We start from the raw sequence: 13,360 nt of genomic DNA, 5'->3' as shown, positions 1-13,360 counted from the left end.
TAGTATCATCATCAAATTACATCACACATGGAAGCGTCATGTCTTTTAGTTGGATCGCCTTTACTCTTCTCGCAGCCTTTAGCCAATCTTGGCGCAATGCCTTTCAAAGCAAACTCAGTGGCACCATGAGCGTGGCTGGCGTGACGTTGGCGCGTTTTATTTGGGCTGGCCCAATAGCCCTTATTTACCTCTACACCCTCTATCAATGGCAGCCTGTAGCTATCCCCGACTTTTCGGGTGAATTTGTTTTCTATATTGTTGCTGCCGCCATTATGCAGATCCTCGCGACCGGCTTAATGGTGATGCTGTTCAAGCTAGAAAACTATGCGATAGGCGCTGGGTTAGCCAAGTGTGAAGCTCCTGTTTCTGCGGTGCTCTCCGTGTTGTTTTTTGGCACCGCATTAACAGTGACAGGTTGGGTCGGCGTACTTATTGGTACTTTAGGCGTGCTAATCATGAGTAGCGCTTCTGGCTGGCGAAGCTTGTCCCCGAAAGTGTTCTTGTTAGGTATGGCGTGTAGCACCGCCTTTGCTTTAACGTCTCTTTGGGTACGTGAAGCTAGCTTGAGCATTGGCTTACCCTTCCCTCACAGCGCAGCGTGGGTGCTGTTCCTAGTTATTTCCCTTCAAACAGTGATTATCTGTACGTACCTCTTTTTCAGAGAACGCGACACGTTACACCAGATATTCAAGAAGTCGAGATTGGTGGTGATGACAAGCTTAGCCAGTGTGATTGGTTCTCTTGGCTGGTTTAGTGCGATGTCACTTCAAGCCGTGCCTTATGTGAAAACGTTGGGACAAGTTGAGGTGGTCTTTATGGTGTTGATATCTTACTTCTGGTTGGGGCAAAGCATCGCGCGCAAAGACATTGTTGCGCTCATCTTACTCTCGATCGCAGCAGTATTAGTGATGTGGCAATGAGTAAGTTTCTCAATGCTTGGGCGTTGGCAAATACTACCCGAACAGAACATTCATCCACAGTATAAATCTTACCGTGGCATAAAATGATAAGAACGACCGCCACATAATTTTTATAGTGCTCGTATCAGCTATTAATCATAACCCAATAGGATACAGCCCAATGAAAACGCTCGCTCAAATCGCACTAGCAACGATCTTTTTTACAACCTCAATGATGGTATTCGCTGAACCCGCGACGATAAACCAATCCCAATCAAAAACGGCAACCACAACTGTGAAACATGAAGCAATGACTGTAACGTTAACTGATAAACATTTTACGTCTGCAGAAGAAACTGAAGCCACTGCCTCACAGACTTTAACGCAAAGCCAAAAAACAGACTCAGCGCCACAGCCAACAATATAATGGCTGTATCAAAATAGTGGCGGGGCAAACTAACGTATAAAGACCTGTCATCATCAGGCAGTGACGAGCTCGTTAATATGGCTAGGACAAATTGAAGTCATATTGCGACCGTTTGTTTTCGCTTGATACAACGCTTTGTCGGCTCGACTAATAAACCCATCCCAATTCTCATGTGGGTGAAGCTGAGCGACACCGAAACTCGACGTCAGAAACATCTCTTTTCCTTGCACGGCTGAGATCTCTGAAATAGACAATCGCAACTTACAAGCAATAGCCTGTGCTTGTAGGAAATTGACATTGGGTAATAAAATCATTATCTCGTCTCCGCCAAAACGGAACGCGCTGGCTGTTGGCGATGTTTTTATCGCACTTTGAACCATTTCAGCAAAAGACTTGATCACGAGATCACCCACAATGTGTCCGTGTTGATCATTGATCGACTTAAAATTATCAATATCCATCATAATGGCACTGACAGGCGCAGTACCCGCCTGCTTCATGATGACTGGAACCATTTCATCTAATGCTCTGCGGTTTCCAAGTGCCGTTAAAGGATCACTGTAAGACAGGTCATGAATAGACCTAAGTAACCTTGCATTAATCAACCAGAGCATCGTGAAGCTCATCGATACGATAAGAACAATACTGACTAAAAAGGCAAGTTGATGAATAAGTGCGGCCGCCATGAAATCCTCCAGCTCAGCTGAAAATAACGTCACCGTTACTCGGAAAACCATAAACCCGCCATATATCAAAAATGACAAGGCCATCATCCGAGTTGCTAAGGTTAAGTCATCGCGTTGACCCTTCAATACCGCAAAGGCAGTACAAACAGTCACAAAGGCCAAATAGAAACTAATGAGGATGATTCGAGCCTTGATGGAAGGTTCGTAGTACGTAAAATAAATAAAACATGGCAAAAGAGCCAACATCATCAGACTACTTAGGTAGGTGCATTTTAGGGAATATTCTCGAAACAGGCATAAGCTATACAAAGCGAGATGAAAGCCAAGCGCAATGACCATGTTGGCGCCAATAACAGTGATCCAATCAGGGAGTTCCCCTCTTAGGCTCAACATCAACGGCCCACTTCCGATAACAAATATTGAAATGGAAAAAATTGAAAGCCCTTTAATGGACTGTTGGGTAAATTGGAACAGCAACAAGCCAATGCAGTAAATGAAAGAGAACAAAATAATAATAAAATTAAGTGTTCTCATATCCAGCGAAAAACCATCCATGATTTACTCTCTTCCCTAAGCCAATTAAATTATAACATGGTCAATAGTTATCGAAATCATAAATTTATTCACTATATGAATCATTGCACTTTGTAAAATAGGGGATGTGTCACATATGGGGAGATCGGTATCGCATGAGTCCATGATATGGATAGGTATGTAAAACTCGCCCCATATGGCTTTATAACATCACTGAATCTACACGCTTCTTCACTCGTTACTTGGTTGAATGACGACTGTCTGGCATTATGCGCTCAAGAAATCTGTAGTTATTACGCGGTACAGAATGAATGAAGGTAGTCAGTGGTAGAAAACAGCCAACAATTAAGTAGCCAATACGACGAACATGGTTACTTTGTTATCAGAAATTATTTCAATGAAGCTCAAATTGCATCGCTAAGAAAAGTCGTGCTGAAATTCCATGAATCATGGAAAGCAGACAACGAAGAATTCTATCAAGAAGAAGCATTTAACTCGTCTTTGATTACGGGAAGTGAGTATTTGCCAACCGAAGATAGACGCGTACTTTTCAACTTCATCAGCTCAAAAAAAGTCATGGAAGTGGTCGATGCGGTGATTCCGAACAAACCGGCATTCATGAATACACAGCTGTTCTTCAACCCAGTAAACCCGCAGCAAAAAGACTTCTGGCATCGTGACTGTCAATACGACTACGACATTGATGACCAGATGAAAGTCATCATGGAAACCCAGGTATTGCATCTGCGAGTGCCCCTTTTTGATGAGCCAGGTATGGAGCTTATCCCCGGAACACATAAGCGCTGGGACAACGAAGAAGAGTACAATGTTCGCCAAGAAGAAAACGGCAAAGTGAGCAGCGATGACATATCTGGCGGTAAGCAAATACCATTAGCAGCCGGGGACTTATTGGTGTTTTCAGCGGATATGATCCACCGAGGCCGTTATGGCTTGGATCGTTTAGCTTTGGATATTTTGATCTTCGATTCGGCGGCAGACTATGTCGACTACGTTGATGACGACTGTTTACCAACACCAGCTATGTTGAGCAATATTAGCGACCCAAGATTGTTTATGAACACGCTACACTTAAAATCAATGCAGTACTCATAATCCATAAAGGTACCCGAACTATGACTGACACTAAGCAAAATACCCGAATTAGCCAGTTCCGTTTCGGTCAGCCAAAAGAATCTCTCAAGTTAGAACATGTCGCTTTAGGGGCACTAGACAAAGATAAAGTTCGAGTACAAATTGAAGCCACTAACATTAATCCTAGTGATCTGTTGTCGATTTATGGTGTGGGCCAATACAAACATAGCCACCAGCCGCCGAGAGTACCGGGATTTGAAGCGGTAGGAAGGGTTGTAGAGTCCTGCAATGCTGAGTTTGCAATGGATCAGCGAGTGCTTGTGGCAACCAGTGGAACATGGCAGAACTACGTCGATGTATCACCAGATGACCTGTTCCAAATTCCTCAGCATCTAGATAATGGCTACGCCTGTCAGTTGTACATTAATGCGCTAACCGCATGGGTATTGACGACAGAAGTAGCGAAGCTAACCCAAGAAGATGTGTTGATCATCAACGCAGGCAGCTCTGCCATCGGTAAGATCTTTTCCCAGTTATCAGCATCACTCGGCTTCAAAATCATTGTCGTTACATCACAGCCGACACAATACCCAACCACTTCCAGTTGGGTGTTAGATGCGAACGCTGATCTAGTTTCTCAAATCAAGGAGTTAGGCTTGCCTATGCCAACCGTTGCCTTTGATGCGATTGGCGGTTCACCCGGAACCGATCTTATTCACACCCTTGGCAACAATGGGCGCTTTATCAACTATGGGACGCTGTCGCTGGATTTTTACGAACCACGCTTCTTTGAATACGCGAAAAGCCAACACATCGATTTCAGCACCTTCTTCTTACGTTATTGGGAAGAAGCGGAAGGTAAAGATGTTCGCCGTGAAAAGTTCACGACCATGCTAGATCACTTCATCACAAACGACATTCAGCTCGACGTCGACCGCTATCTGCCATTCGATGAAGTGCAAACCGCGATTGATCTCATTGAATCGAAAACCACACGCTTGAACGGCAAGATCATATTACAGCCACAGTAAGTGAAAGTTGGACGATATACCTTTTTTACCTCAACAGGCAAGACGTTCAACAGCTTACAAACGTGCTTATTAATACACCAACGCATAGAAAATTTGATCAAAGAATTCGGAGTATTAAAAGATAGCGAAGAGTTGTAGTGAGTTTCATCGTAACTTAAGTGGTTACGAGATGGTCATGAATCACATTTATTTGAAACATCAGTAAGTTACATCACTATAAATATGACACTGATCACCCATAAGGTAATCTCGATTCTATATGGTAGCGTCATACTTAAAACCACGATGTGAACATACTTATGAAAAGACACATACTATCAAGCGCCATCCTACTCTCTCTAGCCTTTCCCACCTTTGCAGCTGATGGCGACATACACGATGTCACGATACTGGGTACTTCAGATATCCACGGTCATTTTATGGCGTGGGATTACGCGGCAGATAAACTCAACACTCGTGGTAGCTTGAGCCAAATCGCGACCAAGGTTGGTGAGATCCGCAAAGAGCAATCTAACATTATCCTTGTCGACGCTGGCGACACCATCCAAGGCAACTTCGTAGAAACCTTCAAAGACGAGCCCGTTGATCCAATGATGCTTGGCTTTAATCACATGAAATACGATGTATGGGTTTTAGGTAACCACGAATTCGACTTTGGCCTTAAAACGCTCAACAGAGCCGTTACCCAATTTAAAGGGCAGTCTCTCGGCGGCAACATCAAGAACAAAAACGGAAATCCATTCTTACCGGGTTACACCATTCTAGAACGCGGTGGCATTAAGATCGGCGTGATCGGAATGGATACCCCAATGACGGAGGTCTTTGCGCAAGGTACAAACCGTTTAGAAGGCGTCACTTTCACTAATCCAACCTTGGAAGTGAAGAAAATCGTCAAAGAGATTGATGATAAAGTGGATGCTATCGTATTGGTTGCCCATATGGGGATTGAGAACGAGAATGACATTGCCGACACCGGTGTCACCGACATTGCCAATGCAAACCCAGAGCTTGATGCCATCGTCGCTGGTCACATGCACACTCGCATCGATAAGGCCGTTGTGAATGGCGTTATCATTACTGAGCCCGACAAATATGGCCGAGCCCTATCTCGTATCGATCTTCAATTTGAAGAGCGCGATGGCACATTCACTCTCGTCAACAAAGACAGCTTCACTTATAAAATCAAAGGTATCGATTCTGATGAGAATATGGACGAGCTATACCAGCCTTATCATAAACAACTCCGAGAAATGGCGAATCGACCTGTCGCTCAGCTTACCGGCGTTGATTTAGTCCCTGAAAACGAAATCCGCGGTATCCCTCAAGTCCATGTTCAAGACACAGGCATCAGTGCGCTATACCAAGAAGCGAGCTTCTTCTATGCACCTAAAGCCAATGTCATCGCACTTCAAATAGACAATGACAATGCAGAGCTCGATGTTGGCCCAATCAAAGCCAAAGACATCGCGTACAACTACCAATATGCTGGTGGCGAAATCACTGTCTACCAGATGACAGGCAAAGAGTTAAGAACCTACATGGAATGGTCTGCGGGCTACTTCAACTCAGTACAACCCGGCGATGTGACCTACAGCTTTAACCCTGAACGTAGAGCTTCAAAATATTCGACCAATGACTTCTTCGCGGGCGTAACTTATACCATCGACCTCACTCAGCCTGCAGGTACACGCATCACCAACCTCGCGTTTGCTGATGGCACACCGGTAAAAGATGAAACAGAAATCCGCATTGGTATGAATAGCTATCGAATGGGTCATCTAACCAAGCAAGGCGGCGTGCTAGAGGGTGAATCGTTCCCTGTACTCTTTGATACTGAAGCCGAGTATGGAGAAGAAGCAGGCACAATCCGTAATATGACCATCAAGTATCTTAAAGAAGAAAAGAACGGTCAGTATGAAGGAAAGCCTCAGCAGCGTTGGGCACTTTCTGGTTTAGAGAGCCGTTACAATGAACAGCGTGAAATCGTAAAATCATTGATTAATGATGAAACCATATCAATCCCAACCAGTGACGATGGCCGCTACACAAACATCGCTTCTATTAACGTGAAAGAACTGATGTTCACATCTGACGAAGCCAAACAAGCAGCCATAACCACACGCGAAAAGAAACTGGCGCAAGCAACTGAGCAAGAGAGTAAGCAGATCAAACGCGAAATCACTCTGATCAAAGCGCTCAATTAAGCTCTGACCTCAAACCAATAACGACTTAACGACGCTTAGAGCGTGGTTAAGTCGTTGTCGTTTCCATCTTCCAACATTACATCTGTACTGAGTAAAGCGGTTGATATTGGATGAATGAGCTGCAAAGGCTAACTCGTAGTTGGACAGAACCAAGTTTGAAATTGCACTCCCCCCAGTAGAATCAGATTAGGTAAAGTATGAAAGTTTAATTCTACAGGTACATGAACAATCAGATACTGTTGATAATTGATATGGCTTAAGGTGTTATTGATGAAAGTGTAAATATCACTGAGTGTGTTTTAACCGATGTGATAATTTCATATAATGGAGAATTGTTTAAGGTGATTATAGAGATTATTTGCTAGTGAAACTTTCCAACATATCAATCAAAACAGCTTCGTTAATGATAGCCATTGTTTTAATATTGGCGTTGTTACCATACTCATACAAGTTTATCAAATTTGGACTGTCTGGCGATACTCAAGATTGGGCCAACTTTGGTACTTATTTAGGTGGGGTTGTCGGGCCGTTTCTTGCATTTTTCACTATCATATTAATAATCCAGCAGATAAATATCTCTCGGGAATCAACAAATGAGCAAATTAGATTTTTGCAACAAACTAGAGATATTGATAATACAACTCAATCACTAAATCATATGTCTGATCTTGCATTTGAAATAATGACAGACATTAAGCCTGTTCCAGATGTTAATGTAGGATTTCGCCTGAATGACGACATACAATCTTGGGTTCATGATTTTGACAATAAAATAATCAAACTTAAACACCGAAATAATGTAGAACGGTTGTTCCTTGGTCTAATCGAATGATTTACCTAAAAGAAATGCTAAATGAAGAAAGTGAGAGTGATTTGATAATCACTCTTAGAGAGCATCCTTATAATAGTGATTACAAGACATTGTCATCAATAATTGAACATATGGTTCTACATTGCTATAAATTGATTGAACATGATGTTTCACTATCTATGACAGTCAGGACAAAGCTATCCTTGTTCTTGGAAATAGTAAAACTGTTACACAAATCAAAATATATAAACGATGACACCATTACTGATTTCTATGTTCTTCAATCAATATTTAAGCCATTTTCACGGACTGATGCTGTAGAGCTTGATGATAATTTCTCCCAAGAAATAAATGCTACTCAATTATTTGAAAGAGAAATATGCAAATCAAAAATTGAATGTATTTATATGATTATGGAAGAGAGGGAGATGAGTTATTTAGTTAAATGTAATGGAATAATAGTTATTAGAGAGTCTGGAGTTTGGAGAAAGCTTGTTGATGGGGAAGAATTCAAAAAAAGTAGCCTTATACGATGGTCTGGAAGTAGAGGCAGTAGTATCTATAAATCACAATAGTCAAAGTTATTCATAGAAACTAGTTAATATTATAAGCTAATTTACATTAATATAGTTACAGCCATATCATTAGCCAACGTATCACGAGTTGACATTAACAGCTTGTAAATGAGTAATAACGTTAACTAGCTTTGGGACAAAACAAGCTAGGAAACAGCACCAACCCACTCCGCTTTCATAAATAAAACGTTTAATAAGTTGAGCTACGATTTATTGCACTTAAACGAGATCACGAACCATCTAACGATAAATCCAAAAGCCTCCATAGTGACTCTAAGCTCCCACCACCAACTGTATTCTCCCTCTCACTGATCTATTTCCCTCTTTTTGAAGTACAAGTTATTAATAATTCGATATAAATCGCTCTATTGTTTGAAATTGTTGTCTACAGTTTTATAGAGCTTGCCGTTTTGGTAATTGCCACAAGTAACGACACCTTTTGATGGTAATTTTTGGTTATAAGGAAAGGAAATGGAAAGCCCAATTGTCACACTCACACATGCCAGCAAAAGCTTTGTTGATGGTAAAGATATCCATCACGTGTTGGACAATGTCGACTTCGCTTTGGCGACAAGGGCAAGCGTGGCTTTAACAGGGGCGAGTGGCAGTGGGAAGAGTACTCTGCTGAACATCATTGCGGGCTTTGAACCTCTATCTGGTGGCGAGTTGTGGCTCGATGGCGAAAATACATTAAATTGGAAAGATCCACAGTGGAGCCGATTCCGCCATCAAAAATTAGGCGTTATCTTTCAACAGTTCAACTTGTTAACCCCACTCAACGTAAAACAAAACATCGCCTTCCCTCTTCATTTAAATCAACAGAAATGGAGCGACTGGTGCGACTATTTAGTTGATGCATTGGGTATCAGCGAGCTACTCGAAAGACATGTATCCGCACTCTCTGGCGGTCAGCAACAACGAGTCGCAATAGCGCGTGCACTAGCACACAAACCCAAACTACTGCTTGCCGACGAACCCACAGGCAACCTCGACCACAAAGCAGGTATTGAGGTAATGAAGCTGCTCAGTGAAATTACCACGCAAGGCAACACTGCCGTGCTTTTGGTTACGCACAGCCCAGAATGCGCCAGCTTTATGCAGACAAAATTGGTGTTAGATGATGGTTGTTTAAAGAACGCGGATCTAACCCTAAGAGCAGCAGCGTTGTGAGTAATCCAATGAAGCAAACTGGCTTCGTTCAGAACCAGCTCACCCATACCAAACTGACTCTGAATCTATTCGCAGCGCACTATCGTCAATCACCACTACAAGCCGCAGCGATTCTGATCGGCATTGTGTTAGCGGTCACCTTGTTTGTCGCAGTGCAAGCCATCAACCTCAATGCCAAGCGCAGTTATGCAGAATCGACCGAGCAACTTAGCGCTCAAGCGCACAACCTTATCATTCCACCAGCAGGGCAAAACTATTTGCCGGAATCGCTCTACTTCAACTTAAGACAAAGTGGATTAAGCGCAGCGCTACCCGTTATAGAAGGGCGAGTAAGAGACGAACAAGGTCGACGTTGGTCAGTTCAAGGCAGTGAGTTGATCGCCGCCCTCACTTCAAGAACTCGTCACTCTCGCGTCGACGATAAAAGCAATACTCAAACCAAAGAGCCAAACATTTCCCTGTTCGACAATGCCTTACCTTTGCCGCAACTCTTAGCGGGTGAGCCCATTGTGATGATGAGTCAATCTCAGCACCAGAGTTTGGACGAAGTGGACACGCTCACTTTGGATGAAGTACTCACCAAGGTTGTGGTACTGCCAGATGAATGGCAACTGGGTAGCCGAATGTTGATGGACATTGGATTCGCTCAGCAATTGCTTAACAAGCAAGGGCAACTGAGCTATATCGCTATTTTTGACACTAAGAGCGACACTAATAGTAATACTCAGGATAAATGGCAGAGCCTCATAGGTGAGCAAGGGCAATGGATTTCCAACAACCAAAGCACGGATCTCGGTTCAATTACCGATAGCTTTCACCTTAACCTCACCGCCATGAGTTTGTTGGCGTTTTTGGTTGGCCTATTCATCGCTTACAACGCTGTGAAGTACAGTTTGCTGAAACGTAATCGGCTGTTGGTGCAAATTCAACAAGCCGGCATTGCGCCAAGCATCGTGTTTTCAGCTCTGTTAGTCGAGCTGACTGTTTTAGTCACACTGGGCGCGTCGCTTGGTTTCATTCTCGGCATTCAACTCAGCCATTGGCTACATCCCACCGTCGCGATAACGCTTGAGCAACTTTATGGTGCAACACTGCTTCCCGGTACATGGCAGTGGCAATGGTTAGTGCAGGCACTGCTACTCACGCTGGCCGCAACGCTTGTCGCGTGTTGGCAACACTTTAAACAGCGGGTGCGACAACCCCTCTCTTCCCATGGCGGTTTCTATCAAGCGCCAGAAGCGTCTAACGAAAATCAGCTGTTTGTTATCGGGTCAGTATTAACCATTGTCGCGTTAGCAGGGTTATGGCTGAGCGAACACCACAGCTTCACCATGGCATGGCTCGGTGTGTTAGTGGTGTCGATTCCCTTGTATCTCCCCAAAACGCTCAGCGTGCTAGCGAATTGGAGCGAAAAACGCACCCAATCGGGCTTAATACAATATCTGTTTGCTGAACTGCGTGAGCTGATCTCCCCTCTTTCCCTTGCCATGATGGCGCTGCTTCTTGCTGTTACCGCCAATATGGGAATGAATACCTTAGTTGGCAGTTTTGAGTCCACTCTAAAGCAATGGCTTGAACAGCGATTGCATGCCGACATTTACGTTAGCCCGGCCCAAGGTGAAATTGCCAATGTTGAACGTGCCTTAGCCCAGTTTGATAACGTTGAAACCGTCTATAAGCAATACTACGTCGATGATAACTTACAGGGCTTACCGATTTTGCTCGGCACCAAAGACAAAGACACACTTGAGCAAACCATGGTGTTCCAATCCCACGTTGATGATTTCTGGACGCGCTTTTACCAAGGTGAATTCGTGGCGATCAGCGAACCTACAGCGGTGAAGCTCGGCTTGTCCCTTGGAAGCCAACTAAAGCTCGACGCGATCCAAGACAAAACACTCATCGTCGGGGCGATTTTCCACGATTACGGCTCACCGAATGGCGAAGTGTTGCTTGCACCTGATTTATGGCTTGAAAGCGGCTTTACTGACCTACCCACCAGCTTGGGAATCAAAGTCTCTGGCGACCCACAAGTGATGCACGAACAACTACGCCAACAACTCAATTTGCACCCTAGCCAGCTTTACGATCAAGCGCAGATCAAATCGATCGCTTTAGATATATTCTCACAAACCTTTGCCATCACTCGGGCGCTTAATGGCGTCACCTTAATGGTGGCGGTGATTGGGTTGTTCTGCGCCTGTTTCATGTTGCTCGATGCGCGCAAAGCCTCTATTGCAAGGTTGTATGCGCTCGGTGTTAGTCAGAGAAAATTGATGGTGATGGTAGTCACGCAAATCGTTGTTCTGGTCACCTTCACTCTGGTTATCGCCTTACCACTCGGCGCTATGGTCGGTTATGTGTTAACGGACATCGTTACCCTGCGCGCCTTTGGTTGGAGTTTAAATTATGTATGGAATTGGAGTGACGCAGCCAGCATCGCAACCATCACCATTTTAGTGGCTGTGATTGCGACCTTGATTCCACTGTGGCGTTTGGTCAGTAAACCCGTGGTATCCAGTTTGCAGAGTGAGGTGTTGTGATGAATCGATCAATGAGAGTTTTCGTTCTCACACTTGGCATCTTGCTCCTTTTAGGGTGTGAGGAGTCCACTCAACCATCAGCTCAAAATATGGGTTCGATACTTGGCGCAGAAACACAAACCGACGATAAAACACAAAAAGAGGCTGAGCAATTCACGCCGGTAGTAAAAGGTATCGACATCACCTTCCCTGCCGACCATCAAGCACACCCAGATTTTCGTCATGAATGGTGGTATTTAACCGCAAACTTAATTGATGAAGACGGCAATGCGTTAGGCCTGCAGTGGACACAGTTCCGCTTCGCGGCTGCACCACAGGAAAGTGGCAATGGCACTAAGGAAACTACGTGGCAAAGTCAGCAAATCTACATGGCACACAGCGCCGTCACCACAAAAGACAAACACTACGCCGATGAGAAGTGGTCACGCGACCAAGCTGAACTCGCAGGTGTAAGCGCTTCACCATTTCGGGTCTATCTCGATGACTGGCAATGGACATCGTCAAGCGATGATCTGTTCCCCGCAACCTTGAACGCTAATTCCGGTCAGTTTGGCTACTCGCTTAAGTTAACCAACAACGCCCCTTATCAAAAGCAAGGCGAACAAGGCTACAGCACCAAAAGTAGCGATGGCAAAGTAGCTTCCTATTACTACAGCCAACCATTCATTAATGTATCGGGCGAGGTAATCATCGATGGAGTCACGCATCAAGTTTCTGGCAAAGGTTGGATAGACAGAGAATGGAGCTCGCAGTTTTTACTCGACTCGCAACAAGGCTGGGATTGGTTTGCGCTAAGGCTAGGTGATGAAACCAGTTTGGTGGTATTTCAACTTCGAAACTCAACAACAGGCGAAGCCAGTTATGCTCACGCAAGATTGATGCAGCAAGATGGTTCTGGCATCGCGATTTCACAGCAAGACATCACCCTAATCGCCACCAAACAGACTGAAATCGATGGGCGTGACTACCCAACAGAGTGGCAAATTTCGATTCCAACTCAACAAATCGAACTGACCGTCTCAGCACTCAATCCAAATGCCAAAATGCCACTGTCAGTTCCCTATTGGGAAGGGCCTATCTCAATTGAAGGAACACACTCCGGTTCTGGTTATATGGAGCTTACGGGGTATTAATTGAAAAATACTACCTAACACATATTGAGTCATTAAGAGAGCGAGGGCTGAATTGAACTACCACCACTGAAGACTTAAATAGATTCTAGTAAAACCATTGGCACAATAAACTGTCCCAACACGTTCAGAGCTAATCATTTGGGCTCATTAACAATAAGATTAAATGCAGGAACAGCAATATACGGACTTTGTAAATGGCTGGGTGACTCTCCAATATCACCTATAGCAACCTAGATACTATCAATTACACAATAT

The 13,360-nt window shown here is 44.1% G+C and carries 11 protein-coding genes; 10 read left to right on the top strand and 1 reads right to left on the bottom strand.

Going from position 1 to position 13,360, the window contains the following annotated elements; translation table 11 throughout:
- The first annotated feature begins 38 nt into the window (after window positions 1-38).
- Window positions 39-920: a DMT family transporter gene (locus tag AB8613_RS20020; protein ID WP_048661060.1), complete on the top strand. Its 882-nt coding sequence runs from the start codon at window positions 39-41 to the stop codon at window positions 918-920.
- Between the two features lie 160 nt (window positions 921-1,080).
- Window positions 1,081-1,326 carry a hypothetical protein gene (locus AB8613_RS20015; protein ID WP_048661059.1) on the top strand — a complete coding sequence of 82 codons (246 nt, stop codon included), beginning with the start codon at window positions 1,081-1,083 and terminating at the stop codon, window positions 1,324-1,326.
- 53 nt (window positions 1,327-1,379) lie between these two features.
- Here AB8613_RS20015 and AB8613_RS20010 read toward each other — a convergent pair whose 3' ends face one another.
- Window positions 1,380-2,567, bottom strand: coding sequence for a GGDEF domain-containing protein (locus AB8613_RS20010; protein ID WP_372385765.1), 1,188 nt, complete (start codon window positions 2,565-2,567; stop codon window positions 1,380-1,382).
- 303 nt (window positions 2,568-2,870) lie between these two features.
- Between AB8613_RS20010 and AB8613_RS20005 the strand changes: the two genes are divergently transcribed.
- From AB8613_RS20005 to AB8613_RS19970, 8 genes are all read left to right on the top strand, one after another.
- The gene (locus AB8613_RS20005; protein WP_048661057.1) at window positions 2,871-3,659 is read left to right on the top strand and encodes a phytanoyl-CoA dioxygenase family protein; all 789 of its coding nucleotides are present in this window, start codon (window positions 2,871-2,873) and stop codon (window positions 3,657-3,659) included.
- 20 nt (window positions 3,660-3,679) lie between these two features.
- Window positions 3,680-4,669 carry a zinc-dependent alcohol dehydrogenase family protein gene (locus AB8613_RS20000; RefSeq protein ID WP_372385763.1) on the top strand — a complete coding sequence of 330 codons (990 nt, stop codon included), beginning with the start codon at window positions 3,680-3,682 and terminating at the stop codon, window positions 4,667-4,669.
- Window positions 4,670-4,968: 299 nt separating this feature from the next.
- The gene (locus AB8613_RS19995) at window positions 4,969-6,873 is read left to right on the top strand and encodes a bifunctional UDP-sugar hydrolase/5'-nucleotidase (RefSeq protein WP_048661055.1); all 1,905 of its coding nucleotides are present in this window, start codon (window positions 4,969-4,971) and stop codon (window positions 6,871-6,873) included.
- Window positions 6,874-7,237: 364 nt separating this feature from the next.
- Window positions 7,238-7,705, top strand: a complete 468-nt coding sequence (locus AB8613_RS19990) for a hypothetical protein (protein WP_372385762.1) — start codon at window positions 7,238-7,240, stop codon at window positions 7,703-7,705.
- The gene (locus AB8613_RS19985; protein WP_372385761.1) at window positions 7,702-8,259 is read left to right on the top strand and encodes a hypothetical protein; all 558 of its coding nucleotides are present in this window, start codon (window positions 7,702-7,704) and stop codon (window positions 8,257-8,259) included. Before AB8613_RS19990 ends, AB8613_RS19985 begins: the two co-directional genes overlap by 4 nt.
- A 471-nt stretch (window positions 8,260-8,730) precedes the next feature.
- On the top strand, window positions 8,731-9,429 hold the full coding sequence (locus AB8613_RS19980) for an ABC transporter ATP-binding protein (protein WP_372385759.1): 699 nt from the start codon (window positions 8,731-8,733) through the stop codon (window positions 9,427-9,429).
- An 8-nt stretch (window positions 9,430-9,437) separates the two neighbouring features.
- Window positions 9,438-11,972: an FtsX-like permease family protein gene (locus tag AB8613_RS19975; protein ID WP_372385800.1), complete on the top strand. Its 2,535-nt coding sequence runs from the start codon at window positions 9,438-9,440 to the stop codon at window positions 11,970-11,972.
- The gene (locus AB8613_RS19970) at window positions 11,972-13,105 is read left to right on the top strand and encodes a lipocalin-like domain-containing protein (protein WP_285953803.1); all 1,134 of its coding nucleotides are present in this window, start codon (window positions 11,972-11,974) and stop codon (window positions 13,103-13,105) included. Before AB8613_RS19975 ends, AB8613_RS19970 begins: the two co-directional genes overlap by 1 nt.
- The last annotated feature ends 255 nt before the right edge of the window (window positions 13,106-13,360 follow it).

This window comes from Vibrio sp. BS-M-Sm-2 (assembly GCF_041504345.1).
Taxonomy (GTDB): Bacteria; Pseudomonadota; Gammaproteobacteria; order Enterobacterales; family Vibrionaceae; genus Vibrio; species Vibrio satsumensis.
Note: the sequence above shows the minus strand (reverse complement) of the source record. Positions and strands in the feature narration are given on the sequence as shown.

Bases quoted from the DNA above. Each gene is read 5' to 3' on its own strand.
- AB8613_RS20020 (WP_048661060.1), top strand. From the start codon at position 39: ATGTCTTTTAGTTGGATCGCCTTTACTCTTCTCGCAGCCTTTAGCCAA.
- AB8613_RS20015 (WP_048661059.1), top strand. From the start codon at position 1,081: ATGAAAACGCTCGCTCAAATCGCACTAGCAACGATCTTTTTTACAACC.
- AB8613_RS20010 (WP_372385765.1), bottom strand. From the start codon at position 2,567: ATGGATGGTTTTTCGCTGGATATGAGAACACTTAATTTTATTATTATT.
- AB8613_RS20000 (WP_372385763.1), top strand. From the start codon at position 3,680: ATGACTGACACTAAGCAAAATACCCGAATTAGCCAGTTCCGTTTCGGT.
- AB8613_RS19995 (WP_048661055.1), top strand. From the start codon at position 4,969: ATGAAAAGACACATACTATCAAGCGCCATCCTACTCTCTCTAGCCTTT.
- AB8613_RS19985 (WP_372385761.1), top strand. From the start codon at position 7,702: ATGATTTACCTAAAAGAAATGCTAAATGAAGAAAGTGAGAGTGATTTG.
- AB8613_RS19980 (WP_372385759.1), top strand. From the start codon at position 8,731: ATGGAAAGCCCAATTGTCACACTCACACATGCCAGCAAAAGCTTTGTT.
- AB8613_RS19975 (WP_372385800.1), top strand. From the start codon at position 9,438: ATGAAGCAAACTGGCTTCGTTCAGAACCAGCTCACCCATACCAAACTG.
- AB8613_RS19970 (WP_285953803.1), top strand. From the start codon at position 11,972: ATGAATCGATCAATGAGAGTTTTCGTTCTCACACTTGGCATCTTGCTC.